Here is a 25,775-nt window from a genome sequence, read left to right as displayed (position 1 = left end):
GGGGGTAGACTACCTTCAGTCGCCCTCTCAAGGCCTGCCTCTATGAAATGGCTCTGGCTTATCACTCTGACACTGCTGGCCGGTCTGCAATACCGGTTGTGGGTGGGTGACGGCAGCTTTGCCCATGTCGCCCAGCTCAAGCAGCAGATCGCCGCGCAGCAACGCGAGAACGAGCAGTTGCAGGAGCGTAATCGGGTGCTGACCGCTGAGGTCATTGAGCTCAAACAGGGCCTGGAAACCATCGAGGAACGTGCCCGTCACGAACTCGGCATGGTCAAGGAAGGCGAAATCCTGTTTCAACTGAGCAGCGAATGAGTCAGCACTACTGGGTGGTGATTCCGGCTGCTGGTGTCGGCACCCGCATGCAGGCCGATCGGCCCAAGCAGTATCTGCCTCTCAGGGGCCGTACCCTGATCGAACATACCCTTGACTGTTTTCTTGGCCAGCCTGAGCTTTTGGGGCTGGTGGTCTGCCTGTCGGCTGATGATGACTGGTGGCCGCAACTGGCCTGTGCGCTGGATACCCGCATCAGTCGTGCTGCGGGCGGGCGGGAGCGGGCCGACTCGGTGCTGTCCGGTCTAAAACGGCTCAGTGAACTGGGTGCTGATGAACAGGACTGGGTGCTGGTCCATGATGCGGCCCGTCCCAACCTGGCTGAAACCGATCTGCACAAGCTGGTGCGCGAGCTGGCTGATGACCCGGTTGGTGGGCTGCTGGCAGTGCCAGTGCGCGATACTCTGAAGCTGGCCGGCCCGGACGGGCGGGTACAGTCAACCCCGGATCGTGCGTTGTACTGGCAAGCCTATACGCCGCAGATGTTTCGTCTTGGTGCCTTGCGCAAGGCATTGGCGGCGGCCTTGGCCGCTGGTGTGGCGATTACCGATGAGTCCTCGGCGATGGAATGGGCCGGCCACTCCCCCAGGCTGATCGAGGGGCGGGCCGACAATATCAAGATAACCCGGCCAGAAGATCTGCACTGGCTGGGCTGATGCCTTCCTTGGGCGTGTAGCTATCCAGGCTGTGTGCTCCTACCTTGGGTAGTTCTTCCCAACGAGTGGTATAGCCCGGGCTCTTGTGGTCCCGGCGCATGGCCCATATCGGGTTGGCCGGCAAGCGGCCGAGACGGATGCAGCCACGGCCCTGGCGCTGGTTGATCGCATCCAGGGTCTGCATCAGAGCCTCGCTGCCGCGTCGTGGTGGCGGGCTGAACAGGTCCGGGGTGAATTGCTCACGTTTGACCAGATCCATCAATACCACGCCGGCTTTGGCATAGCCCGGCCCTTCCCGGTAATGCTTACGCAACACTTGCTGGGCAGCGGCCTGCAGATCTCGGGTGTCATCACTGGGTGAGAGCAGGGCAAGGGTACCGGCGCAGCGGGCGCTATGCCCGTCGCTGGCGTAGGCGCCCGGTCGGATATAGACATGCACGGCGCCACACAGGCTCCGCTGGGCGCGGAGCTTTTCAGCAGCCTGAGAGACATGCAGGGTGACAGCCTGGGCCAGTGAGTCAAGATCATGAACCCTGTGTCTGAACGAGCGGGTGCTGGCGATCATTTTCTTCGGCTCGGGGCTGTCGTCGAAACCGAAGCAAGGTTCGCCGCAGAGTTCGCGTGCGGTGCGCTCCAGTACCACACTGAAGTTTTTGCGCAGCAGCTTGTGATCGGCCTGGGCCAGGTCGATGGCCTTGCGAATGCCCAGGCTGTTCAATCGCATGGCCAGACGCCGGCCAACGCCCCAGACTTCGTGTACATCGGTATAGGCCAATAGCTTGTCGCGGCGCTGTGGGTCGCTGAGTTCGACTACGCCTTGGGTCTTGCCGGGCCAGCGCTTGGCTGCCCAGTTGGCCAGCTTGGCCAAGGTCTTGCTCGGTGCGATGCCGACGCCGACCGGCATGCCGATATCACGCTGGATACGCTGGCGAAGGTGCTGACCAAAGGGTTCGAGTTCAAGCCCCTGGCCGGTCAGATCGAGAAAGGCCTCGTCGATCGAGTAGCGTTCCACGCGCGGTGCCAGACATTCCAGGGTACGCATGACCCGTTCGGAGATGTCGCCGTACAGGGCGTAATTGGAGCTGAAGACGGTGATGTCATGCTGGCTGACCAAGTCCTGAATCTGAAAAAACGGCACCGCCATTTTTACCCCGAGCCGCTTGGCTTCAAGGCTGCGGCTGACCACGCAGCCGTCATTGTTGCTCAGTACCAGCACGGGCCGCTTATGCAGATCGGGGCGGAACAGCCGCTCACAACTGACATAAAAGTTGTTGCAGTCAACCAGTGCGTACATTGTCTGTGGGCCTTAGCGGAATCGGTGTCGATGCAGGCTGTGAGTGACCACGCCCCAGATTTCCAGCTCATCGGTGGACTTCAGGCGAATCGGCCGGTAGTTGGCGTTGGCTGGCATCAATACTGGCAGGCCGGCTTCCCAGGTCAGCAGCTTGACCGTGAATTCGCCGCTGATGCAGGCAATCACCACGTCGCCAGGCAGTGGCTGTACGGCCCGATCGACGACCAGAATATCGTTCTCGTAGATTCCGGCCTCGATCATGCTGTCACCCTGGACCCGCAACAGGAAGGTATGTGGGGCATGAATACCGGCCAACTCGTCGAGTGACAGGCTGGCTTCACGGTATTCGTCAGCCGGACTGGGAAAACCGGCAGCCACTCGGCTGCCGAACAATGGAAGGCGTTGGCCGCCAGTGGCGGCCGGGCCGATCAGAAGGGCGGGCATGAGGCATACCTTTATGCTGTATTTATATACAGTATATTGGTTGCTTCATGTCGAGAAAAGCTGTTCTTGTCTCAGGACTCACTGGAGGTAGCGCCAACTGATCTGTGGTTGAGAACAGGTAGATTGGGCGCAAGAGACCGAATGATCAGGCTTCAGGGCCGAGAAGCTGGCGAAGATGGCCAGGAACAGAATGGCAAGTACTGTGAAAAACTTGAGAGCCATAGTGAGCACCCTTTGTCTTGTTGTTCTTGTAGCGTCATCGAAGGAGACGGGCGTTATGCAATCAAGACTAGATAGCACAGGTTGATCCGACAAGCCTTGGCGGATGGACGGCCAGGTTTGTAGCGGGCAGGGTGGCTACTTGCCCGCTACGTCTTATAGCGGGTAATCGCGCAGCTCCCGGGCAATCAATAGCCGCTGGATTTCGCTGGTACCCTCATAGATCTGGGTAATCCGCGCGTCGCGGTACAGGCGTTCGACCGGGTAGTCTTCCAGATAGCCGTAACCGCCGTGGATCTGAATGGCCTTGGAGCAGACCTGTTCGGCTATTTCACTGGCGAACAGCTTGGCCTGTGAGGCTTCCGACAGGCAGGGCAGCCCTGCACTGCGCAGGCGTGCGGCGTGCAGAATCAACAGGCGAGCGGCGTTGATGCGGGTATGCATGTCGGCGAGCATATTGGCAATGCTCTGGTGTTCGGTCAGCGCCACTCCGAACTGAGTGCGCTCGCGCGCGTAGCCCAGTGCGGCTTCGAAGGCGGCGCGGGCAATGCCCAGTGCCTGGGCACCAATGCCGATCCGGCCACCTTCCAGGTTCGATAAGGCGATCGCCAGTCCCTTGCCGCGCGCGCCCAACAGGTTGGCTTCTGGAATCCGGCAGTTGTCCAGGCTGACCGCGCAGGTATCCGAACCACGGATACCGAGCTTGTGCTCCATGCGCTCGACTTTGAAACCGGGGTTGTCGGTTGGCACCAGAAACGCCGACAGGCCTTTCTTGCCCAAGTCGGGATCGGTGACGGCAAAAACGATGGCCAGGCCGGCGCGTTTGCCGTTGGTGACAAATTGCTTGGCGCCGTTAATAACCCATTCGCCGTCCTGCAACTGCGCACGAGTGCGCAGGTTGTGTGCTTCCGAGCCGGCCTGGGGTTCGGTCAGGCAGAAACAACCGATGACCTCACCACGGGCCAGCCGCGTCAGCCACTCGGCCTTCTGCTGATCGCTGCCGAAGTTGAGCACCGGAGCGCAGCCGACCGAGTTGTGAACGCTCATCAGCGCCCCGGTGGCGCTGCAGCCGGCGGAAATTTCTTCCACGGCCAGGGCGTAGGCGACGTAGTCGACATAGCTGCCGCCAAACTCCTCGGGTACCACCATACCGAGCAGGCCAAGCTCGCCCATCTGCTGGATCACCGCTGAGTCGATCCAGCCGCTCTTGTCCCATTCGGCAGCCCGCGGGGCCAGCTCACCCTGGGCGAACTGGCGGGCCATGTCGCGGATCATTCGCTGGTCTTCGGTCAGTTCGATGTCGTGCATTCAGACCCCCTCGAAAAAGGCGGACACCCGGGCCGGGTCCAACTGGTCGATGTGGGCCGGGTTCCAGCGTGGTTGCTTGTCCTTGTCGACCAGCAGAGCCCGTACCCCTTCGACGATATCGCCATGCTCGAACCATTGGCGATCCAGATGCAGTTCCAGGGCGAAGCAGTCGACCAGCTCAAGCTGGCGTCCGCGGCGCAGCAGTTCCAGGGTTACGGCCATGGCGATGGGAGAGCGCGCCTGCAGGGTGCTCAGGGTGTTCTGGGCCCAGTCGCGATAGGCCGGACGCTGTTCCTGGCTCAGGGAGTGCTGAATTGCGGGCAGGTCGGGTTGGGCGAAGTGCTGATCGATGGCTGGTTGCAGGCTGGCCAGTTCGGTGGCCGGCAAGTCGCTGACAGCCAGGCTGTGGGCCAGTTGTTCAGGTGTTTGGCTGGCCCAGTTCAACTGGTCCAGACGCTGATCGAGTTGATCCAGACATTCACTCGGCAGGCAGATATCGGCCAGCCCGGCATAGAGTGCGTCGTCGCTGCGGATATGGTTGCCGGTCAGTCCCAGGTAGATACCCAGTGCACCCGGCAGGCGTGGGAGAAAGTAGCTGCCGCCGACATCGGGAAAGTAGCCGATCCCGGTTTCCGGCATACCCAGCCGCGAGCGTTCAGTGACGATGCGCAGGCTGGCGCCCTGGGAAAGACCCATGCCGCCGCCGAGTACAAAACCATCCATCAAGGCCAGAAGTGGTTTGGGGTAGGCGTGGATGCATTGATCCAGGGCGTACTCTTCAGTGAAGAAGGTTTCGATCGCCGCACTGTTTCCGGCCAGATATTGGTCATAGAGCCCGCGAATGTCGCCGCCGGCACAGAATGCCCGCTCCCCGGCGCCGCGCAGCACCACGGCCCGGACCTGATCGTCGCGGGCCCAGCGGTCGAGCTGGTGCTGCAACAGACGGACCATCTCAAGGGTCAGTGCGTTGAGGCCGGCCGGGCGGTTCAGGGTCAGATGGCCGATGTGGTTGCGCACTTGGGCCAGTACGGGGAGTTGGGATTCACTCATTCGGACACTCCGGTATACAGCTTGATGATCGCGGAAAAGTCCAGATTACCATGCCCCTGATTGCTGAAGGTCTGATACAGCTGCTGGGCCAGGGCGCCGAGCAGCACCGGCTGGCCGGTCTGCCTGGCTGCTTCGCTGGCCAGTCCCAGATCCTTGAGCATCAGGTCACTGCCGAATCCGCCACTGTAGCCGCGTGCCGACGGAACATTGTCCATGACTCCGGGATAGGGGTTGTAGGTATCCGAGCTCCAGCAGCGGCCACTGGAGGTGTTGATCACCCCGGCCAGCAGCTTCGGGTCCATGCCCAGAGCCACCCCCAGGTTCATGGCTTCGGCAGTAGCGATCATGCTGATCGCCAACAGCAGGTTGTTGGCGACCTTGGCGACCTGGCCATTGCCAGCCGGGCCGCAATGGACAATGTTCTTGCCCATGCATTGCAGCACTGGCAGGGCGTTATCGAAGTCGGACTGTTCTCCTCCGACCATGAAGGTCAGAGTGCCGGCTGCGGCTCCAGTGGTGCCGCCGGAGACCGGGGCGTCGAGCATCGGGTTGCCCTGGGCTCTGGCCAGCGCTTCTACTTCGCGCGCAGTCAAAGGATCGATGGTGGAGCTGTCGATCAACCGTACTCCGGGCTGAACATGGGCCAGCAGACCCTGCTCGCCAAGGTAAACCGTTTTCACGTGGGCCGAGGCGGGCAGCATGGTGATGATCAGCTCAGCCGGACTGCGGGCGATGTCGACAACACTGCCGGGCGCATTGGCGCCAGCCTCGACCAAAGCCTCGACCGCAGGCTGTGACAGGTCGAACACGCTGAGCTGATGTCCGGCCTTGAGCAGGTTGTGGGCCATGGGGCTGCCCATGTTGCCCAAGCCGATGAAGCCGATATGCATGGTGACTACCTCCGTAGTTTGGCCGTTCACTTGAGGGTGATGGTGGTGTTGACGGCTCCGCTTTGATCGTCCTCGTCGAACCAGCGCTCGGTGACCGTCTTGGTCTGGGTATAGAACAGAATGACCTGCTTGCCGTAAGGGCCCAGGTCACCCAGCCTGGAGCCGCGTGAGCCACTGAAGGAGAACATCGCGGCTGGCACCGGAATGGGTACATTGATACCGACCTGGCCAACCTCGATCAGCTCCTTGAACCGCCGGGCGCTGGCGCCGGAGCTGGTGAAAATTGCCGTGCCGTTGCCGTAGGGGTTGGCATTGATGATCGCCATGGCCTGCTCGAGACTGTCGGCCTGCATGACGCACAGTACCGGGCCGAAGATTTCCTCGCGGTAGATGCTCATCTGCGGGGTGACGCCGGCAAAGATGCTGGGGCCGACGAAGTTTCCGCTTTCATAGCCACTAACCGCCGGATTGCGTCCGTCGAGCAGCAACTCGGCTCCTTCGGCCAACCCCTGGGCAATCAGTCGCTCGACCCGGGTCCGGGCGTCACGTGAGACCAGTGGCCCCAGGTCGGTATCGGGTTCGCAGCCGGCATTGACCTTCAGCTTCCTGGCTTTGTCGACCAGCTCTGGCAACCACTGACTGGCCTCGCCGACCAGAATCAGCACCGACAGGGCCATGCAACGCTGCCCGGCGGCGCCGAATACCGCGCCGATCAGGCTGTTGAGCGTCTGCTCGCGGTTGGCATCGGGCATAACCACCGCATGGTTCTTGGCCCCCAGCATGCACTGCGCACGCTTGCCGGCCTGCGTGGCGCGCTGGTAGACATGGGTGCCGACCGCAGTCGAGCCGACAAAGGAAACAGCCTTGATGGCCGGATGGTCACAAAGCGCATTGACCACCTCGGCTCCGCCATGGATGACATTGAGTACTCCGGGAGGAATGCCAGCCTGCATGGCCAGCTCGGCCAGCCGCATGGTTACCAGCGGGTCCTGCTCAGAAGGCTTAAGTACGAAGCTGTTGCCGGTGGCAATGGCCATTGGAAACATCCACAACGGAATCATTGCCGGGAAGTTGAACGGGGTGATGCCGGCGCATACACCCAGAGGCTGGCGCAGGGTATAGGTGTCGACCCCGCCGGCGACCTGATGGGCCAGTTCGCCAAGCTGCAGGTTGCCGATCGAGGCAGCATGCTCGACCACCTCCAGGCCGCGCAGCACATCACCCTCGGCATCGGCCAGGGTTTTGCCCTGATCGGCGCTGAGCAGCGTGGCCAACTCCTTGAGATGCTCGCGGATCAATTGCTGGTAGCGTAGAAATACCCGGGCACGGCTGCTGATCGGGGTGCTTCGCCAGTTTTTGAAAGCTTCTTGGGCGCTGGCTACGGCTGCATCAACCTCGGTAGTCGTGGCGAATGGAACCCGGGCCAGCACCTGCTGGGTGGCCGGGTTGATGACCTCGCGCCACTGATCGGTTTGCGAGTCGACAAATTCGCCGTTGATCAGCAGTTTGACGGTGGGGGGAAGTATTGAGGACATGATGGCGGCCTCCGGTTTGGGGCACTGCATAATCTGAGGGTACTACAGATTAAATAGCACAGGTGTTTACCACCGTGATCGCACCCCAAGACCTGCCTCTGGACAAATGCGGTCTACTCGTTGACCAGTAATGAACGGTCGAACAGCTCACGCAGCTCACCGCTGGCCCGCAACTGCTCCAGTGCGCTCTGCATGGCTTGAGCCTGTTCTGGGTAACTGGGCTGATCGGACATGTACAGATGGCCCGGGTGACCTGGCGCGTGCACGGCGATGCGGAACTGCCCGGTAGTCATGCCCAAGGCTTCCAGAGTGTGATGCAGCACCAGATCGCTGCTGATCAGCGCGTCAATCCGACCCATGAGCAGCATTTCCACTGCCTGATCGAGATTGTGGACCGGTACTTTGATGATGTGCTGATCGGCGGTAAAGCTTTCGCCGTAATAGGTGCCGCGGATATAAGCCACCTTGCGGCCAGACAGACCCTCCAGGTTCAGTTTCAGACTGTTGGATGGGCGGGTAACCAGCAGGATATCGGCCTGAATGACTACGCCAAGACTACTGGCAAAGCTATCCAGGGTCGGGTTCTCGAACAGCACGGCAAAATCCGCCCGATGAAGGCGCAGTTCGTGTACCAGACGCTGGTGTGGCAGCACGCGATTGTCCAGTGGCAGATCACTCAGCTCACTCAGGCGATTGGCCAGGCGGCTGAGCAAGCCTGCCGGTTGCCCGTATTCATCGATATAACCCCAGGGCCAGACATCGGCAGTCATGAACCTGAGCGGCGGTTTTGCTTCATCGGCGCTCAGGACACCTATGGGCAGTAACCAGCACAACAGCAGCAGGCAGTAGCGAATCGGGTACATAGAGCATCATTATAATTGGGCCATACCTGCAGTATAGGGTGCCTGCTCACTACTGTACTGTGTCTTGTTTCCGCTTATCGGCTGATCGTCTCTACATTGCCGCGCGGGTTGGTTGCCTGGTAGCGACCGCTGTGTTCGTCACGTTCAACGCCAGCCACCGCGACTTGTGGGTCATGGGTGAATATCAGCCGCCCATGGCGGGCTACCAGTGAGTCAAGCAGCTCTTCCTTTTCTTCGATCAATGCTTCAGGGAAGCGGTCATAGCCCATGGTGATCGGCAGGTGAACCCAGGGTGCGCCGGGAATCAGGTCGCCGGGGAACACTACCGGACCGTCCGGCATGTCGAACTCGGGAATCATCAGGCCGGGGGTATGGCCATCGCTGAAGCGAAAGCGCCAGTCTTTACCAAGGGTGGCGGACTGCTGGCCGTCGGCGATCAGTTCCAGTCGGCCGCTGGCCTCCAGGAGTCTGAGCAGTTCGGGAATAAATGAGGCCTGGTCGCGCGGGTGCGGACGCTTGGCGCGATGCCAGTGACGCTGGCCAGTGATAAAGGTAGCGTTGGGAAACAGCAGTTGCGCTGGCTGGTCGTCCTGCCAGGCGCTGAGCAGGCCACCGGCATGGTCGAAGTGCAAATGGGTCAGGACCACGGCATCAATGTCCTCATGGCTGAGGCCAATATCGGCCAGACTGTCTAGCAGTACATGACGGTCTTCGACCACGCCGTAGCGTTCTTTCAGGCGTGGCTCGAAGAAGGCACCAATGCCGGTTTCGACCAGAATGTTGCGGCCATCTTCCTGTACCAGCAGGGCGCGGCAGCTCAGAGTGATGCGATTGTGCTCGTCGGTTTCGACCCAGCGTGACCACAGGGCCTTGGGCGCGTTGCCGAACATGGCGCCGCCATCAAGCCGCTGACTGTTGCCTTCCAGGGTGGTGAATGTGCGCATGGTGGGGTTCTCGTTACGTGAGGTGATGAGTTCTGCGTTCTTGTCGGGCGCCTGTTCTGGACACGCTGTGAACCCATCCCTGGGCGCTCGACGATGCCCGTCCAGGGCATCGACGGTCCAGAACAGGCGCCCGACAAGAACGTGTGCCAGTCTTGTGCGGGTGGCTGAGCAAAATCTGGGCCGGCATTCTGATCATACACAGGAATATCCTGGCGCCCTTGGCTGGCCTGTCGAGCGGCATTACACGAAAGCGTCGATCAGAATGTCGGTGGCACGGTCTACCAAGCAAAGGTGTAACCAACAATCAACCTATTCTCATCCAGGTCACTGGCAAAACTGCTGCGGTAGGTTGCATTGCGCCAGCGTACGGACAGGTTTTTCAGCGGGCCGTTCTGGACCGTATAGGCCAGGTCGGTGTTGCGTTCCCACTCGCTGCCGCGACCGCTGGCCAGCTTGATGTTGTCGCCATGGGTGTAGCGGTTCATCAGGCTCAGGCCCGGCAGGCCGAGGTTGGCAAAGCTGTAGTCGTGGCGCAGTTGCCAGCTGCGCTCGTCACGGTTGGCGAAGTCGTTGATCTGTACCAGGTGGACCAGGAATGGATCGGTGCCGTTGAGATAGGCGAAGCCGGTACGGCCGTTCATCTGCTGGTAGCTGGCGCCAAAGCGCTGCATACCGGTTTGCCAGGCCAGTGCCAGACTAGTCATGCGGTTGTCGATGTTGCTGCGCCCGGCGTTGCTGGCGTCGGCGTAACGCAGATCGGCGCTGAGTCGGCCGGTGCCCAGCGTGCGGCTGTGGTTCAGGGTCAGATAGTGCTGGCGGTAGATGCCGTCAAGCTCGCCGTAGTGGTAGCTGGCGCGGGTATCCGGGTTGAACCGATAGCTGGCGCCAGCGAAGTCAAAGGCATTGCTGTCAGGCTTGCCGCGTACGCTGACGTTGCGTGCGCCACCCTGCACCGGACGCATTCGCTGGTGATCGGAGGAGTCGCGCAGGTTGATGGCGTCGAAGCGGCCCAGGTCGAAGCTCAGGGCGTCGCTGCCCTTGGCCTGCAGCCAGCCGCCGCGGAAGGTTTGCGGCAACAGGCGGCTGTCGTTGTGCATGGCCAGCGGCAGCTGTGGCAGCAGGGTGCCCAGGCGCAGCACATGCTCATCCAGTCGCAGCTTGGCGGTCAGGCCGAGCTGGGCGTATTCGTCCATCGCACGACCTTCGCTGCGGTCGGCCTTGAGCAGGCCGGTACCGGTGCGGTCGGGGCTGGAATCGAGCTTGATGCCGAGCAGGCCGATGGCGTCCAGGCCAACGCCGAAGCGGCCCGGCGTGTAGCCGGACTGCCAGTCGAGGCGAATGCCCTGAGCCCATTCGTCAGCCTTGCTTTGCGCGGCACCGGACTGACGGAAGTCGCGGTTGAAATAGAAGTTGCGCAGTTCCAGGCGAGTCTGGCTGTCCTCAAGGAAAGCCGCATTGACCGGCAGGGCCAGCAGGCCGCTGAGGCCGAGCAGGGCAGTGGTTTGCAGTAATTTCATGGTCATCCTCTTTTATTGTTGTGTTCAGTCGCGGGCCGGGGCTTTGGTCTCGGCATGGTCCTTGACGCTGCGAAAGCGCAGGATGTGGGTGCGCTCGACCAGCAGGTACAGCACGGCGCCGGCGGCCAGGCCCCAGCCTGCGCCGTAGACTGCCAGGACCACACCCATGGTGCCGGCTACGCCGCGCTCGGTGTTGTTGTTGAGCTGCTCGAAGCCGACCATCAGACAGATGTAGCCGGTCAGAATCAGGGTCAGTGACAGGGCGATTGGCAGTACCGGCTGGAAGAAGCTAACCAACGGCAACATGAACAGAGCGATGAAGCCGGTAATCCAGAAGGTGCCGGCACCGCTGTAGATTGAGTCCATGGCCTTGCGGCCGTATTTGTAGCGCTCGGCCATGGTCGCGGCGACGGCGGTCCAGATCGGTCCGGCCAGGCCCGGGTAGGGAGCGAAGAAAGCGTGCAGGGCGTTACGGATGGCAGTGACCAGGTGGACGCGGTCGATGTTGTTCTCGATCACTTCGTCCGGGCGCAGTTCATCGGCCCGCTGCATCAGTGACTGGCCGACGATGATGTCGCCGAAGGCGATGATGTAGGCGATCACTGCGGTTGGCACCGCCAGCAGAAATACCTTGAACTCCGGAAAACCGAGCATGAACGGCAGGTAGTTCCACATCTCGCCGAACGCCGGTGTGGTGATGCCCCAGCGCACATCGGGCATTTTGTACTCGCCAACCGCAATGCCGACGATGATGGCGATCAGCATCCCTGGCACCATGCCGTAGTTAACGATCTTGCGCATGAACGGCAGACGCTCGGTCAGGCCCTTGAACGATACCGAGAACATCAGGTACAGGCAGATCAGGCTGCCGAGAACCAGCGAGATCGGCGTGTTGGCCAGACGCCCGCCGCTGGAGATTTCGCCCATCAGTGCGGCGATACCGGCGCCGATGATGATCCCGCCCTTCATCGAGTTGGGCACAATGCGCACCATCACGCTGCCGAGCCGGGTGATGCCGAGAATCAGGAAGATCAGAAAGACCAGAAACTGCAACGCGAACAGCGCCTGGATCGCTTCCGGGCCGGGCTCGAAATCACCGAGAAACAGCAGTACCACCGGGATCGCCGGGGTAATCCAGCCTGGCACCATGGGCACCCCAAGCAGAGCTGGCAGCATGAAACCTATGCCGCACACCACCACATAGGCCAGCGCCACGTCGTAGGGCAGGCCGAGGAATTTTTCCAGCAGCGGAATCATGCCCAGGCTGACCACGAACATGATCAGCGCCTGGAGCATTTCGGCGGTTTCCCAGCGGTAATGAATGAAGGGCAGACGGATCTTGAACGGACCGCAGGGCCAATAGGGTTGCTCGGCGCCGTCGGCGCGCTTGAACATTTGCATGATAAGCCTCCGTCGGCCGGAACGGGTCCGGCCGCTTGTTGTTGTTGTGAAACGGGTTGTGCGCTGTGATTGGCGTCGGGCTCAGAGCTGTTTGGCCCAGTCGCGCAGCACGAATTTCTGGATCTTGCCGGTCGAGGTCTTGGGCAGTTCTGTAAACACTACGGTCTTGGGCACCTTGAAGCCGGCCAGGTGTTCGCGGCAGAACTGCATGATGTCCTCGGCACTGGCCTGCTGACTGCCCTTGAGGGCGATAAAGGCGCAGGGTGTTTCGCCCCATTTCTCGTCCGGGCGAGCGACTACTGCGGCTTCGAGTATTGCCGGGTGCTTGTACAGGGTGTCTTCAACTTCGATGGTGGAGATGTTCTCGCCACCGGAGATGATGATGTCCTTGAGCCGGTCGCGAATTTCCACATAGCCGTTGGGGTGGCAGACCGCCAGATCACCGGTGTGGAACCAGCCGCCTTCAAAGGCTTCGGCGGTGGCTTCGGGGTTTTTCAGATAGCCTTTCATCACGGTATTGCCGCGCATGAAAATCTCGCCGATGGTTTCGCCGTCGCGCGGCACCGGCTGCAAGGTCTGGGGATCGGCCACCATCACCCCTTCCAGGGTCGGGTAGCGCACGCCCTGACGCGACTTGAGTCGGGCCCGCTCGTCCAGTGGCAGCTCGTTCCACTCTTCATGCCAGGCGCAAACGGTGACCGGGCCATAGACCTCAGTCAGGCCGTATACGTGGGTCACTTCGATACCCATGGCCTCGACTGAGCCGATCACCTTGGCCGGCGGCGCGGCGCCGGCGACCATCGCCTTGACCGGATGGTCGATGGCGGCCTTGGCCGATTCCGGCATGTTGGCCAGGGCATTGAGGACGATGGGCGCGCCGCACAGGTGCGTGACCTGATGCTCATCTATCAGGTTGAGAATCTTCTGGGGGTCGACCCGGCGCAGACAGACATGTACGCCGGCCAGGGCGGTGACGGTCCAGGGGTAGCACCAGCCGTTGCAGTGGAACATCGGCAGGGTCCACAGGTATACCGGGTGCTGGCCCATGCCCCAGGTCATCTGGTTGCCCAGCGCATTGAGGTAGGCGCCGCGGTGGTGGTAGACCACGCCCTTGGGGTTGCCGGTGGTGCCGGAGGTGTAGTTCAGCGAGATCGCCTGCCATTCGTCACTGGGCCAGTGCCAGGCGAACTCGGGATCGCCCTCGGCAAGAAAGGCTTCATAATCAAGGTCGCTGACCGCTTCGCCTTCACCGTATTCCGGATCATCGACGTCAATGACCAGAATCGGTCGGTTGATGAGCTGCAGGGCTTCACGGATGACCACATGGAATTCTCGGTCGGTGATCAGTGCCCTGGCTTCGCCATGGTTGAGCATGAAGGCGATGGCTTCGGCATCCAGGCGCACGTTGAGGGTATTGAGGACCGCACCGATCATGGGGATGCCGAAATGGGCTTCAAGCATGGCCGGAATGTTCGGCAGCATGACGGCTACGGTGTCGCCGGCACCAATGCCACGACCCTGTAGCGCCGAAGCCAGCCGTCGGCAGCGCTGATAGGTTTCCTCCCAATCGCGGCGGATTGCGCCATGGATCACGGCAGGGTAATGCGGGTAGACGCTGGCGGTCCGCTCGATGAAACTCAGTGGGCTCAGAGCGATATGGTTGACCGGGGCCTGGGACAGACCTTCCTGAAAAATCGACATGGCAACACCTGGGCTGGTTATTTGTTGGCTCTTGTAGTGACAGGTCCGGATCTGGCTACCAGACTTTCACGATGGGATTTATAGTTTATTTCTGTGATATATGGAAGATAATCTAAAGTATTATAGTATTTTTACTATAAGGAATTTGAGTGAAGACACAGCTCAGCACATTGCGCCGGGCGGCCAGGCAGCTGCTCGACAGTGACCCGCAGCCCAGTCTGCTGATTACCGATGCGTGCACCGACGAGGGCAATCCGGCGTTGCAGCAGTTGCTGGCTAGTGGACCCGGGTTGTCGGACTGGTTACCGGCCAATCATGAGGCCCTGGTCGGAGCCTGTCGCCGCCAGCAGCGCTGCATCGACGAGGTGGAAGCCCATGTTGGGGAGCGTTATCTGCTCTGGAGCTATATCCCCCAGCCGGCGCTGGCGGCCGTGCTGGTACGTGGCCGGGATGCGACCGAGAGCCTGCGCCTACAGCATGAAGCTACCGTAGCTCATCGGCTATATCGATTGATTGTCGAGAACACCACCGATCTGATTTCCCGCCATACCCCGGATGGAGTGTTTCTCGACGCCTCGCCAGCTGCTCGTACGTTGCTCGGTTACTCGCCCGAGCAACTGCGTGGCAGTTCGATTCAAAACCTCTACCATCCGCAAGACAGTGCCCAATTGGGTGAGCGTTACCGGCGTGCTCTGGAGCAGGACGGCTACCTGACAGTGACTTACCGGATCCGGCATAACGATGGTCACTATCTCTGGTTCGAGACTGCCAGCCGGGCCATCCGCGAAACCTACACCGGCAGCGTGGTCGAGGTCATCAGCGTATCGCGGGATATCACTGCGCGAATCCATAGCGAGGAAAGCAACCGTCGGCTGCAGGATGAGCTGGCCCACGCCGCCCGGCTGGCGACCCTGGGCGAGCTGGCCTCGGGAATTGCCCATGAGCTGAACCAGCCACTGGCAGCGATTCTCAACTATGCCAGTGCCAGTCAGCGTTACCTGAGCGGCGCGCACCAAGGGCAGGTAGGGCTGGAGAAGGTCGAACAGGGGCTGGCCCGGATCAGTGAGCAGGCCGAGCATGCGGCGGCGGTAATTCGCCGGCTGCGCGGCTTTCTGCGCAAGGGTCAGCGCCGACTGCAACGGCTCGCGCCGGCACAGTTGTTGCGTGAAGCGGTCAACCTCTGTGCCTGGGAGGCCGTCCAGCATCAGATCAGCGTGGTCGAGCAGTTCGCTGCTGAGGTGCCACTGGTTCAGGTCGATCCAATCCTGTTGCAGCAGGTGCTGCTGAACCTGCTGCGCAACGCTATCGAGGCCAATCGTGAACGCCATCCGCAAGCGTCCTCACAGATCACCCTGCAACTCGACAGTGCTGCCGGGCTGGTACATATACGGGTGATCGATCAGGGGCCGGGCTTGTCCGAGGACGAGCGCAGCAAGATGTTCACCCCGTTCTATACCAGCAAGCCGGATGGTTTGGGCTTGGGCCTGTCGATGAGTCAGGGTATCGTTGAAGGCTTTGGTGGTGGGCTTGAAGCACTGCCGGTTGACGATGGTGGGTTATGCCTGCATTGCTGGTTGCCGGTTGGCGCCAGTGTCGATTAGGCTGCCAGCCCTGATTTTGCGAACAATAAAAGGAGCGCGCATGCCCGAGATGTCCCAGCAACTGGTTTATGTTGTCGATGATGACCAGGGCATGCTCGACTCCACCGTCTGGCTGTTTGACTCGGTCGGACTTAAGGCGCTGCCGTTCACCAATGGTCAGGCCTTTCTTGATGCCTGTGACCCAATGGTACCGGCCTGTGTTCTGCTGGATATCCGCATGCCGGGCATGGGTGGGCTGGCGGTGCAGGAGGCGATGCGTGAGCGTGGCCTCGAGTTGCCGGTCATTTTCGTTAGCGCTCACGCCGATGTGCCGATTGTGGTCCGGGCCTTTCGCGGTGGTGCGGTCGACTTTATCGAAAAGCCCTACAACGAACAGTTGCTGCTCGACAGCGTCCAGCGAGCGCTCAACCGTCAACCGGTAATCGCCACCAACCAGCGGGCCCGGTATGAGGTCCAGGCCCGGCTCGATAGCCTGACCCCGCGTGAAAGAGACATTTTGCTGCCGTTGGTGCAGGGTTACAGCAATCGGGAAATCGCTGAGCAGCTGCATGTCAGCGTCAAGACCGTGGATCTATATCGTGCGCGGGTGATGAAGCGCATGCAGGCCGACAGTCTGCCGGCGCTGGTAGGTATGGCGATCGGCGCCGGGCTGGTCGAACCATTCAGTTTGCAGCCGCGCTGAAGGCGCGGTTGAGCCTTTGATAGCGTTCTTCTGAGCATAAAAAAAACCGCTGATTGGCTTGCGCCGATCAGCGGTTTTGTAAACTGGTTGCGGGGGCAGGATTTGAACCTACGACCTTCGGGTTATGAGCCCGACGAGCTACCAGACTGCTCCACCCCGCGTCAGAGGGCGCCATTCTACGCATTCGCGAATAACTGTCAAGCGTCTGATGAAAAAAGATTTTTCCTGTGCAGAGACGGGTGGGTCAGACGGAAATTGCATGATGCCAAATTGGCAGCATTTGCGCCGTGCTTTATGCTTGGCATTCGTGTAATTTTGTTTAATAGTGATACACATAATAATAATGCTGACATTGCGGGGCGGGGATGTATGGCAGAAACAGATGCTGCGCTCTCATATCGGCTCTCTACCTGGCGTGGAGAGTTCGTCGAGCCTGAGGTCGAACAGGCGTTTCGCAGGCATATCGAGCCCTCTATGGCACGGCATTTGCGGGTGGCCGTGCTGGTCTGGGCGATTCTGCTGCTGTTGTTTGGCGGGCTTGATTACCTGGACTTGGGCTGGAGTGACGGCTTCCTGATACTGATGTCCACCCGCATTCTGCAGGCGGCTTTGCTGTTGGCGTTTGCCTGGCGACTCGGCCAGCGGCCGGAGCTGGCCACCACCGGTTATGCGGTAACCGCTCTGGAGGCGTTGGGCTTCGTCCTGTTCTTTCTGATCTACTTTGCTCGTCCGGATATCGTCATCTGGAACATCGGTGTGACCCTGATCATGCTGATCAGCATGTTTATCTTCATTCCCAGCCGGGTATATCCGACCTTGCTGGCGGCGTTGTTCGGTATTGCCGGTACTCTTTATTGCCTGGCGCTCACGGGGCTTTCCACTGGATTGCTGGTCGGGGTGTCGTTCATCCTGATGTTGCCGGTGGTGGTAGGTTTTGTTGCGGCCCTGCGTCTGCAACTGGTGCAGCGCCATGAGTTCGCGTTGTATACCGAGGTGGCCGAGGCCAATCGTGAGCTCAAGGCCGAGATTGAGCGGCGCGAGGCGCTGGAGCTTGAACTCAAGCGCCAGGCGACCACTGACCCGCTGACTGGGTTGTTCAATCGACGCCAATACGAAATGCTGTTTGTCCGTGAGCGTGAGCGTTGCCGTCGGCAGAACTCGCCGATGTGTCTGTGCATCGCAGACCTTGATCACTTCAAAGCCTTGAATGACAAGCTTGGCCATGACGCCGGAGATGCTGCACTCAGGCATGTGGCGAGTCTGTTTGCCCGGCACATGCGCCAGTCCGATGTCCTGGGGCGTTTTGGCGGCGAGGAGTTCATCATGCTGCTGCCCGATACCGATGAGCAGCAGGCCGGCTGTATGGTTGAGCGGCTACGCCAGGCGCTGGAACAGTCTCCTTTGTTGTTGAGCAGTGACCGCGATTACCCGTTGACCGCTACTTTTGCAGTTACTCGGGTTCAGGATGATGAAAAAACCATTCGGGACACTATTCGCCGGGCCGACAAAGGGCTCTATCAGGGTAAACGTGCCGGGCGAAATCGGGTGGTACTGGCCTGAACGGGGTACACTTGGCGTTCGTGTAACTTTCGGTTCGGACCTGTGCTGTGCGCAAGATCATCCATGTTGACTGTGACCCCGGTTCACCGGTGTTCGCATCAGTTCGCCTTTTGACATAAACCCTTGTTCTGACCGGCTTTGATGTTCGCGTGTGTTCGCATTGATGCGCAGACAGCCGGGAAAAAAGCGGGTATAAAAGCGGGGTATTTTGAGTCGGAGACGATACCCGCTATGCCCCTCACGGATGTCCAGATACGGCAGGCCAAGCCGGGTGATAAACCCCGAAAGCTCAGCGACTCGCGGGGCTTATATGTAGAGGTGCGCCCTACGGGTGGCAAGTTTTGGCGGTACCGCTACAAGCTGGACGGCAAAGAGAACGTTTTTGCTCTGGGTGAGTACCCGGAGCTGAGTTTAGCGGATGCTCGGGCCGAGCGCGATAAAGCCCGGGTGCTGGTCAAAGAGGGGCGGCACCCGGCGCATGTTCGGCAGACTGAGCGGGCAAAGCAGTTGGCCGAGAACGGCAACACGTTCAGGCAGGTCGCGCTGGAGTGGATCGCCAGCAAGGAGGGGGTCAGCGATGGATACAGGGCGCAGCTGACCCGGGCGTTCACTCGTAACCTGTTCCCATACATAGGGCGGGTGCCTGTGCGTGATGTGACGGCGGCGATGCTGCTTGAGTGTCTGCAGCGAATGGAACGGCGCGGGGCTCGCTACTACGCCATATCGATGATCAACTGGGTGTCGCAGATGTACCGGTTTGCAGTTCGCACGCTGCGCGCCGATGCAGATCCTGCTGCGGCACTTTATGGGGCGTTTGTTCGTCCGCCGGTTGAGCACAGCACGGCGATGAGTGCCGAGGAAATAGGGCGGTTCCGGGCTGAGCTGTCTGGTTACGGTGGGTTCAGGGCGAATGTGATTGCGCTGGAGCTGCTGCAGCTGCTGTTCGTTCGAACGGTTGAGCTGCGGCGCGGGCGCTGGGAGCATGTGGATCTGGATGCGGCAATTTGGGACATTCCCCCTGAGCTGATGAAGAAGCGCCGCCGACACCTGGTGCCGTTGCCGGCACGAGCGGTTGAGCTGTTGCGAGAGTTGAGGGCTATCACGGGGGCTGGTGAGTTGATGTTCCCCGGGCTGCGCCATCCGGGCAAGCCGATTGACGGCTCAACCCTGAACAGGGCTCTTGAGAGGCTGGGCTTTAAGGGGTTCTCGTGCCATGACTTTCGGGCGACTGCCTCGACCCATCTATACGACTCAGGGTTGTTCCGTGGCGAGGTGATCGAAATGCAACTTGCCCATGCTGAGGATAACAAGACCAAGGCGGCATACAATCACGCTCAGTACCTGGATGAGCGTGTGGGCCTGATGCAGTGGTGGCAGGATTACTGTATTGAGGCTGAGCGAAAATACCGGGCTGGCTAGGCCGCCCGGTTATTTTTCTGTTGCGTGATCCATTCTTGCACTTCGAGCAGTGACCAGCGGGACATTTGCCCCAGTTTGATCGGCTCTGGAAACTCTTCTAACTGGATCATTTCGTAGAGTTTGGTTTTTCCAATTGCGACCATGGCCAGCACTTCTTTGACTGTCAGCAGGCGGTCTACTTGTTCGATAGTCACTTAGCCTCCCTCCTGTTCAGTTCCTGCCGACGCTGCGAGCAGCGGGCGTGGTTGCCCTGATTGCGGCGCTGGTGGCAGATGTCGCAAATGTTCTGTAGGTCGAGTGGGCGGATGGCCATGGGGGTTTTTGTGGTCATGCGGTCACCTCCAGTGGGAGGCCGCGCTGGTTCAGGGCATCGGCGCAGGCTGGATTCAGCCAGATGGATTCTTGCCGTTTGGCTGATCCGCGGCCTGCTGCGCAAGCGACGCTTTTGCTGTTGATGATCCAGCCTTGTAACTGTTTGGAGTAGAGGTCTGATTGGTAGCCGCTCAGGATGATCATGCCTTTGAGGTTTTTCAGGGTGTTGAGCAGATCCTGGTGATCGCTGTCGCTCATTTCGTGGCGATAGTAGCGGTTGCCGCCCAGGCTTCTCGTGCTGTGTACATAGGGCGGGTCTACGAAGTGCAGGGTCTCTGGGCTGTCATGATTCAGCATTACCTCGATCGCGTTTCGGTTTTCGATGAGTACGCCGGCCAGGCGCTGGCCGATGCCGGCCAGGCGTTCCGGGAAACGCAGCCAGATATGCTGGGCGGTCGCGTATTTTCGGGCTGTGTCGATTCGGAATCCGGTGCTGCCCTTGGTTGCGCCGGCAGAGCCGAAGCCCATTTCGGCGCGGATGATAGTGCGGCGGGCGATTTCTACCGGGTCGGATGTTAGCTCGAAGGCCAGTTCAAACTCGCTCCGAGCATACGGGGTGCAGACAAGTAGCTCGGCGAGTCGATCGCGTTGTGCTGGATCTTGCATGACGCGAAACAGGTTGACGATTTCACCGTCCAGATCGTTATAAACCTCGGCGTAGCTGCGGGGCTTTTGCATCAATACGCCGGCAGCACCTCCAAACGGCTCTACATACGTTTGGTGTGGTGGCATGTGTTCGATAATCCACGGTGCTAGGCGAAACTTGCCGCCGTGGTAACGAATGACTGGGTTCGTGATCATGCTGCCTCCCTCCCATCAATGCGCACATCAACCAGGTTGGCTCGGACCAGAGCGGCGGCTACGGGTGGGCATACGCTGTTGCCACACATGCGGACCTGGGCGGCTTTGCTGAGTTTTTTCCCGCCAGCGGTGTGGTCGTGGATGTAGTCAGCCGGGAATCCTTGGGCGGCGTACAGTTCGTGTGGTTCGAGCATGCGCATGCCGATGTCGACGATCTGGTAGGGTTCGCCCTTGATCATCACCAGAGCGTGGCGGTCCTTGGTGGTTACGGTGTGCAGTGGGTCGGTGAGGGTCTGGCCTTCGCCGGTGCCGTAGTACTTGAGCAAGAAGGCGCGGACTTCTCCGACATGGCCGCCGCCCGCCGTGATGGTCGGCACAGGATCTGTCACGGCCTGGCTATGCTGGTTGTTGCGCAGCTTTACCAGGTGGCTGGTCACTAGTGCGTTGTGATCGACTGTGGTTACGGTCGGGGTTGGCTCCTGCAGGCCGGCGCCAGGGCCGGTGTAGTTGCCGCCGTAGTGCTTGGCAAGGAACGCGGCTACCAATGCGTGTTTGCCGCCTCCGGCTACGACTGTTCCGAGCGGCTTGGCGAGGCCTGGGGCGCGTGGAGCCTGGCCGTGGCGTTCGCCGTAACCGACCTGGACCAGTGTGGGGACTACCACTCCGGTGCCGAGCTTGCTGGTTAGGGTTTGCAGTGGATCGCCCAGGCTCTGGCCTCTGAAATAGTCGTAGCCGTGGTTGACCTTTACCAGGAAGGGTGCGGCAGAGTTGATGACATAACGCTGAATACCTCTGGCGATGCGGCGCATTGTGGCCTCGGCCAATGGGCGTTTGCGGTCAAAAATCGACGGGCATGGCAGTGACCAGTCGATTATGTCGCCGGCGGTGCGCCAGGGCTTGAGGCGCTTGGCTTTGACCGCCTCGCTGTTCGGGTCGCCGTGGGTTGGTTCTGGCCAGACGATGGGCTGGCTGTCGCAACGGGCGATGAGGAACAGGCGCTTGCGGATGGTTGGGGCGCCGAAGTCGCAGGCGCGGAGTTCGCGCCATTCGACTTGGTAGCCGTGGCGACGCAGGGCGTTGACGAAGCTGGAAAAAGTGCGGCCTTTGTTGCGCGGGCAGGGTCTGCCGTCGCTGCCGATAGGGCCCCAGGTGATGAACTCTTCGACGTTCTCGAGCATGATCACGCGGGGGCGCACGGTTGCGGCATAGCGTAGGGTTACCCAGGCGAGGCCGCGAATTTTCTTGCTGACCGGGGTGCCGCCTTTGGCTTTGCTGAAATGCTTGCAGTCTGGGCTGAACCAACACAGATCCACGGGTCGGCCCTGGGTGATTGTGCGCGGGTCGATGTCCCAGACGCTTTCGCAGTAGTGCCGGGTGTGCGGGTGGTTGATGTCGTGCATGGCCACGGCTTCGGGGTCGTGGTTGACGGCGATATCAACCGGCCGACCGAGGGCCATTTCTATGCCTGTGCTGGCCCCGCCGCCGCCGGCGAAGTTGTCGATGACCAGGCCGCTGAAGTTGAATGCGGGCTGGGGGTGGATGCGGAATTGGGTCATGGTTGGCCGGCCTCCCGCTGCTGGTGGGCGGCGAGGGCGTCCTCAGCCTGCGCCGTCATTTCCCATCGCGCCGGGCTTCTCTGGACTCGGTTCAGTAGGCCGAGGCGAGTCAGAATATCGAGCCAGTGCCGACCAATATCGACACCTTCATCGTCCATAGCGCACTCGTGAAATCGGTCCAGCTTTTCGAGGACTTTACGGACAAAGGGCAACCCCGCCACATCCGGCGCAGCAGTGGATGATGCTATGGCATAGCGGATCAAATCGGCATCGGCCTGTCTTGCCCGACTCCCAGCCTGGCTACGCTCGTAGTTGTCGTAGACAAGATTGTCCAGCGCCAATGCGACATGATCTGGCAGACGGTTATCCGGTTCTGCCTCCAGCACGGACGGCTTATCGAATCGTTTGTCAGTCATGGCTGCACCTGCTGCTGGTCCGGTTGGCTCGGGCGTTTGTCGTCGAGGCAGTAGAGCTGCAGGAATTCGTCGACGGCTGTGATGTCGCCGCTGTAGTACCTGGTCGCCATTTCGGTTAGATGCTGCAGCATGTGCTGGGCTCCGAACTTGAGGCGGCCACCGACCCGGCCAAGTAGACCTGCGGCGCAGATGCGCATGCCGGTGTGTTTTCGGGCGAGTGGGGGTTGTGGTGGGCAACCGGGTTTAATGCCGAGCAGCCGCTTGTGATCGTCGATCAGTGCCTGAATGGCACTTTCGCCGAACTGGCCGATATTGTTGGCTTGGCAGTATTCATTGGCATTGGCGGCTGCTGAGATGATGTGCTGCAGCTCAGCGCGTTCACGCTCGATTTTCTGGCGCTCAAATGCTCTCTTGATGTCGGTTTCTGTCAGTACTTCCAGTGCTTCCGGATTGCTGGTGATGGTCAGGTGGGCTCGGAATTTGGTTATTCGTTCCTCGGCAAGGGTCAGCGGGTCGACATTATCTGTAATGGGCTCGCCGATCAGATGCCGCCAGTAATACTGCTGAGTGGGGCGGCAAAGCGAACTGAGTTGCGGGGCGCCATTTTTGGCGACTTCTACGGAATTAGCCTCATTAGTCGCCATTTTTGGCGAGTTGCTTGTTGGCATGATCCCGCCTGTTGGGTAACTTTTGGGCTGCATCAGTTCGCGGAAGCGCATCAGGAACTGGGTGCGGGCTTGGTCTGGGGGCAAGCTGACGCCCAGTTGCTGGGGCGCGGGCTCGATGCTGTCGAGCATGGGCCAGTGGTCGTCGGCGCATTGGGGCATGAGGTCGCGTTTTTCTGTGGCTAGGGCCACTAGGTCGGCGTGTTTTACCGCGGGGCTGAGGGCTTCGGGTAGCTCGAAGCGTTCCATGATGGCGGCGTGCAGGCGCTGTTCCAGGGTTTTGTAATCTGGGCACAGGGCTTTGGCCGGGGCTGGCAGGTCGCCGATGTAGGCTTCTGTGGCGTCGTGCAGCAGGGCCTGCAGGGCATGTTCGGCGGGCACCTGGTGGCTAACGAATACGCTGTGCTGGGCGACGGTGTAGGTCGGGTGGCTGTGCCCGTTGAACCGGTATTGATGTGCCAGGCCCTGGGCAATGTCGCTGATGTGGATGCTGCGCGGGTCTGGGTCGATCAGGCTCAGTTTGGCGCCGCTGAATGTGCTGAGGTACATGTCGTGGTTCATCAGGCAATCTCCCGCAGGCATTCGGCGCGGTGTTGGGCGGCGAGTTTCCCGGTCTCGAATTGATAGAGGATGGCTTCGAGCCTTTTGATTTCGGCGTCCAGCCAGTTGATGGTGGCGAGGGCGCGGCGTTCGTTGGGGTTGAGGTCGCGGATGTGGTCGACTTCAATCCCTTTTTCTTTGATCAGCCGGACGTAGGGGTGGCTGATAATGAGCCGGTAGCGGCTGTCGCGGTGGCCGGCGATTTCGTCGGTGACGGCTTTTTCGTCTTCACAGATGATGTCTTTGCGTGCCATCAGGCGGCCTCCTCTGCGGTGGTGGGGCGCAGGCGTTCGAGCAGGCGATGGCCGCGATCTGCGAGGTTTTTGGCGGCTTTGGCGTCGCTGTATTGCTGGGTGGCGTGCAGGGCTTGGGAGGCGAGGTTGAGCTTTTCGGCCATGTGCTGGATGAGTTGCAGATCGAGGTCTGTGGGGGCGCGGAGCTGGTTGATAGCGTGGTCGTGGTCGATGGCCATCTGTTCCAGGGCGGCGGCGTAGCTGGTGCGGTGGTGCTCCAGGGCTTGTTGGGCTTGCTGGATCTCTGCACGCTGGAGGCGCAGGCGGTGGTTGTAGTCGATCTGGGCGATTTGCCGGCCGCGTTCGCGGGCGGTGAGGGCGTAGTAGGTGGCGGCGCTGGTGAGCAGTGCCAGGGCGATGACTGTGGCGGTGAGTGCGGTGGTTGCTGACATGGCTGTGTCTCCTGTGCCCGCCGCCGGACGGTTGTGGTAGGTGGCGGCGGCGGGCGTGGCTGTGTTTAGATGGTGGCTTCGTACATCGGTACTGTGCCGATGCCGGTGGCTATCTTGGCGCGGACGGCGTTGTAGGCTTCTTCCAGCACTTTGTCTGGGCGTACCAGTTCAAACCACATCACCAGAGCGCCCTCACGGATGCGATAGCGGAAGCGGGCTTGAACACAGAATGCGTCGCCGCCCAGGAACGGTTTGATCCCAATGTAGAACTGCTCAGGAATCGCTAGTTGGCCAGTTTCGCCGGCGCGGCCGTCGATCTGTTCGTTGTAGGTAAGTTGTACTTGGCCATTGTCCAGCCGGGTTCCCTGGCGGAAGCTGATGTTTTTCTTGGCTTCCAGGGTGCGGCTGATCTCTAGCATGTCTGCGGCGCTGGGGGCGCGTGTGTCTTGGTCGGGCTGGACGATGTCTTTGACGTTGTCCTCAATGAATTCGGCAAAGCTGGCCTGGTCCATTTTTTTGCGGTCTGTGTCTTTCCAGTTGCTCCATTCAACTGTTCTTGGGCATTGGTAACTGACAGTGTGGTCGGCCCAGCTCGGCTGCTCAGGCTTGTGGTAGTCAATGATGGCTTTGAAGGTGCGCCCGGTGGGGCCGTTGCAAAAAACAGCGGTGGCTGGGGTGGTGAATCGGTTCACATAGGCGACAAACGATTCTGCGTCCAGCATTGAGATGTGTTGCCGGACTCGCACCGGGGCTGGCAAGTGTTGTTCGAGGTCTTGCACCTCAAGATTTTCAGGCACTAGGGCCAAAGGGTAGGCCAGGCCATGGCCTTCAATTGGCTTACCAAGCCCTTGGCTGAGGGCAACCAGGTGTTGTATGGCGTCTTTCATGTTCGGTTCCTTGATTAATGGTTTTGCTGCGGTTATTCGCCTGCTGTGCGCAGTTGCGCTGCTGGCTCTTCCTCTACCGACCGGAGAGGGAGATCAGGTGGCGTGGGTCTTTGCGGGTCAGGTTGCCTTCAGGTGTCATGAAGAACAGGCTGGTTCCGCGTTGCAGGGTGGGTTCTTTGCACTTGACGTCTGCCTTGACGGTCATCTGACCTGAGCCGTCTGGTTTGTAGGTCAGCTTGATGGTCAGTTCGCCTGGTTTGTTGGTGTGGCGAATGGAATCGACCAGTCCATGCTGCACGCCTGTGAGTTCATCCAGCAGGTGTCCACCTTCAAGGTCGCGCAGGGTGTCAATGAAAGGGCGGGCTTTTTTGCTCAT

The 25,775-nt window shown here is 60.4% G+C and carries 27 protein-coding genes and 1 tRNA gene; 6 read left to right on the top strand and 22 right to left on the bottom strand.

Annotated features, from left to right (window positions below):
- The first annotated feature begins 42 nt into the window (after positions 1–42).
- Together ftsB and ispD are read left to right on the top strand one after the other, a co-directional pair.
- Positions 43–315, top strand: coding sequence for a cell division protein FtsB (gene ftsB / locus BVH74_RS00135; RefSeq protein WP_080048109.1), 273 nt, complete (start codon positions 43–45; stop codon positions 313–315).
- The gene (gene ispD / locus BVH74_RS00130; RefSeq protein ID WP_080048108.1) at positions 312–989 is read left to right on the top strand and encodes a 2-C-methyl-D-erythritol 4-phosphate cytidylyltransferase; all 678 of its coding nucleotides are present in this window, start codon (positions 312–314) and stop codon (positions 987–989) included. Before ftsB ends, ispD begins: the two co-directional genes overlap by 4 nt.
- Here the strand turns inward: ispD and umuC are convergent.
- From umuC to BVH74_RS00075, 11 genes are all read right to left on the bottom strand, one after another.
- On the bottom strand, positions 949–2,283 hold the full coding sequence (gene umuC, locus BVH74_RS00125) for a translesion error-prone DNA polymerase V subunit UmuC (RefSeq protein ID WP_080048107.1): 1,335 nt from the start codon (positions 2,281–2,283) through the stop codon (positions 949–951). The two genes, ispD and umuC, sit on opposite strands and share 41 nt — an antisense overlap.
- 12 nt (positions 2,284–2,295) lie before the next feature.
- Positions 2,296–2,727, bottom strand: a complete 432-nt coding sequence (locus tag BVH74_RS00120; protein ID WP_080048106.1) for a LexA family protein — start codon at positions 2,725–2,727, stop codon at positions 2,296–2,298.
- 375 nt (positions 2,728–3,102) lie between these two features.
- Entirely contained in the window at positions 3,103–4,254 is a 1,152-nt protein-coding gene (locus BVH74_RS00115) for an acyl-CoA dehydrogenase (protein WP_080048105.1), read from the bottom strand.
- Positions 4,255–5,304 carry an enoyl-CoA hydratase/isomerase family protein gene (locus tag BVH74_RS00110; RefSeq protein WP_080048104.1) on the bottom strand — a complete coding sequence of 350 codons (1,050 nt, stop codon included), beginning with the start codon at positions 5,302–5,304 and terminating at the stop codon, positions 4,255–4,257.
- A complete protein-coding gene (mmsB, locus tag BVH74_RS00105) occupies positions 5,301–6,194 on the bottom strand; it encodes a 3-hydroxyisobutyrate dehydrogenase (protein ID WP_080048103.1) in 894 nt (297 codons plus the stop codon). The genes BVH74_RS00110 and mmsB overlap by 4 nt, the downstream gene beginning before the upstream one ends.
- Before the next feature lie 26 nt (positions 6,195–6,220).
- A complete protein-coding gene (locus tag BVH74_RS00100) occupies positions 6,221–7,729 on the bottom strand; it encodes a CoA-acylating methylmalonate-semialdehyde dehydrogenase (RefSeq protein WP_080048102.1) in 1,509 nt (502 codons plus the stop codon).
- Between the two features lie 113 nt (positions 7,730–7,842).
- On the bottom strand, positions 7,843–8,592 hold the full coding sequence (locus BVH74_RS00095) for a substrate-binding periplasmic protein (RefSeq protein ID WP_080048101.1): 750 nt from the start codon (positions 8,590–8,592) through the stop codon (positions 7,843–7,845).
- A gap of 74 nt (positions 8,593–8,666) precedes the next feature.
- Positions 8,667–9,536 carry an MBL fold metallo-hydrolase gene (locus BVH74_RS00090; RefSeq protein ID WP_080048100.1) on the bottom strand — a complete coding sequence of 290 codons (870 nt, stop codon included), beginning with the start codon at positions 9,534–9,536 and terminating at the stop codon, positions 8,667–8,669.
- Between the two features lie 278 nt (positions 9,537–9,814).
- Positions 9,815–11,053 (bottom strand): OprD family porin, encoded by a 1,239-nt coding sequence (locus BVH74_RS00085; protein ID WP_231705550.1) that lies wholly within the window; start codon positions 11,051–11,053, stop codon positions 9,815–9,817.
- 24 nt (positions 11,054–11,077) lie between these two features.
- Entirely contained in the window at positions 11,078–12,454 is a 1,377-nt protein-coding gene (locus tag BVH74_RS00080) for a solute carrier family 23 protein (RefSeq protein WP_080048098.1), read from the bottom strand.
- An 81-nt stretch (positions 12,455–12,535) separates the two neighbouring features.
- Positions 12,536–14,155, bottom strand: a complete 1,620-nt coding sequence (locus tag BVH74_RS00075) for an acyl-CoA synthetase (protein WP_080048097.1) — start codon at positions 14,153–14,155, stop codon at positions 12,536–12,538.
- Between the two features lie 170 nt (positions 14,156–14,325).
- Between BVH74_RS00075 and BVH74_RS00070 the strand changes: the two genes are divergently transcribed.
- Both BVH74_RS00070 and BVH74_RS00065 read left to right on the top strand, forming a co-directional pair.
- Positions 14,326–15,756, top strand: coding sequence for a PAS domain-containing sensor histidine kinase (locus tag BVH74_RS00070; protein ID WP_080051564.1), 1,431 nt, complete (start codon positions 14,326–14,328; stop codon positions 15,754–15,756).
- Between the two features lie 49 nt (positions 15,757–15,805).
- Positions 15,806–16,438, top strand: a complete 633-nt coding sequence (locus tag BVH74_RS00065) for a response regulator transcription factor (RefSeq protein WP_080051563.1) — start codon at positions 15,806–15,808, stop codon at positions 16,436–16,438.
- A gap of 84 nt (positions 16,439–16,522) precedes the next feature.
- Here BVH74_RS00065 and BVH74_RS00060 read toward each other — a convergent pair.
- A tRNA-Met gene (locus BVH74_RS00060) sits at positions 16,523–16,599 on the bottom strand.
- A 208-nt stretch (positions 16,600–16,807) separates the two neighbouring features.
- Here BVH74_RS00060 and BVH74_RS00055 point away from each other — a divergent pair.
- Both BVH74_RS00055 and BVH74_RS00050 read left to right on the top strand, forming a co-directional pair.
- A complete protein-coding gene (locus BVH74_RS00055; RefSeq protein ID WP_177344494.1) occupies positions 16,808–17,998 on the top strand; it encodes a GGDEF domain-containing protein in 1,191 nt (396 codons plus the stop codon).
- A 231-nt stretch (positions 17,999–18,229) separates the two neighbouring features.
- Complete coding sequence (locus BVH74_RS00050) at positions 18,230–19,417, top strand: tyrosine-type recombinase/integrase (RefSeq protein ID WP_080051562.1); 1,188 nt, start codon at positions 18,230–18,232, stop codon at positions 19,415–19,417.
- On the opposite strand, the gene BVH74_RS00045 is transcribed toward BVH74_RS00050, so the two are convergent.
- The 10 genes from BVH74_RS00045 to BVH74_RS18900 all read right to left on the bottom strand — a co-directional run bounded on the left by BVH74_RS00045 (position 19,414) and on the right by BVH74_RS18900 (position 25,775).
- The gene (locus tag BVH74_RS00045; RefSeq protein WP_080048095.1) at positions 19,414–19,611 is read right to left on the bottom strand and encodes a helix-turn-helix transcriptional regulator; all 198 of its coding nucleotides are present in this window, start codon (positions 19,609–19,611) and stop codon (positions 19,414–19,416) included. The two genes, BVH74_RS00050 and BVH74_RS00045, sit on opposite strands and share 4 nt — an antisense overlap.
- Entirely contained in the window at positions 19,608–19,748 is a 141-nt protein-coding gene (locus BVH74_RS18685; protein WP_155121663.1) for a hypothetical protein, read from the bottom strand. Before BVH74_RS18685 ends, BVH74_RS00045 begins: the two co-directional genes overlap by 4 nt.
- Positions 19,745–20,590 carry a DNA adenine methylase gene (locus BVH74_RS00040; RefSeq protein WP_080048094.1) on the bottom strand — a complete coding sequence of 282 codons (846 nt, stop codon included), beginning with the start codon at positions 20,588–20,590 and terminating at the stop codon, positions 19,745–19,747. Before BVH74_RS00040 ends, BVH74_RS18685 begins: the two co-directional genes overlap by 4 nt.
- Positions 20,587–22,146 carry a DNA cytosine methyltransferase gene (locus tag BVH74_RS00035; RefSeq protein WP_080048093.1) on the bottom strand — a complete coding sequence of 520 codons (1,560 nt, stop codon included), beginning with the start codon at positions 22,144–22,146 and terminating at the stop codon, positions 20,587–20,589. The genes BVH74_RS00040 and BVH74_RS00035 overlap by 4 nt, the downstream gene beginning before the upstream one ends.
- Positions 22,143–22,562 (bottom strand): hypothetical protein, encoded by a 420-nt coding sequence (locus BVH74_RS00030; RefSeq protein ID WP_080048092.1) that lies wholly within the window; start codon positions 22,560–22,562, stop codon positions 22,143–22,145. The genes BVH74_RS00035 and BVH74_RS00030 overlap by 4 nt, the downstream gene beginning before the upstream one ends.
- The gene (locus BVH74_RS18905) at positions 22,559–23,788 is read right to left on the bottom strand and encodes a hypothetical protein (protein WP_218189157.1); all 1,230 of its coding nucleotides are present in this window, start codon (positions 23,786–23,788) and stop codon (positions 22,559–22,561) included. Before BVH74_RS18905 ends, BVH74_RS00030 begins: the two co-directional genes overlap by 4 nt.
- Positions 23,788–24,081 (bottom strand): hypothetical protein, encoded by a 294-nt coding sequence (locus BVH74_RS00020; protein WP_080048091.1) that lies wholly within the window; start codon positions 24,079–24,081, stop codon positions 23,788–23,790. The genes BVH74_RS18905 and BVH74_RS00020 overlap by 1 nt, the downstream gene beginning before the upstream one ends.
- A complete protein-coding gene (locus BVH74_RS00015) occupies positions 24,081–24,512 on the bottom strand; it encodes a hypothetical protein (RefSeq protein ID WP_080048090.1) in 432 nt (143 codons plus the stop codon). Before BVH74_RS00015 ends, BVH74_RS00020 begins: the two co-directional genes overlap by 1 nt.
- Before the next feature lie 65 nt (positions 24,513–24,577).
- Entirely contained in the window at positions 24,578–25,399 is an 822-nt protein-coding gene (locus tag BVH74_RS00010; protein ID WP_080048089.1) for a YfdQ family protein, read from the bottom strand.
- A gap of 73 nt (positions 25,400–25,472) precedes the next feature.
- Positions 25,473–25,775 carry a YfdP family phage-associated protein gene (locus BVH74_RS18900; protein WP_155121749.1) on the bottom strand — a complete coding sequence of 101 codons (303 nt, stop codon included), beginning with the start codon at positions 25,773–25,775 and terminating at the stop codon, positions 25,473–25,475.

It is taken from the genome of Halopseudomonas phragmitis, assembly GCF_002056295.1.
Classification (GTDB): Bacteria; Pseudomonadota; Gammaproteobacteria; order Pseudomonadales; family Pseudomonadaceae; genus Halopseudomonas; species Halopseudomonas phragmitis.
This window is presented reverse-complemented; position numbering and strand designations above follow the sequence as displayed.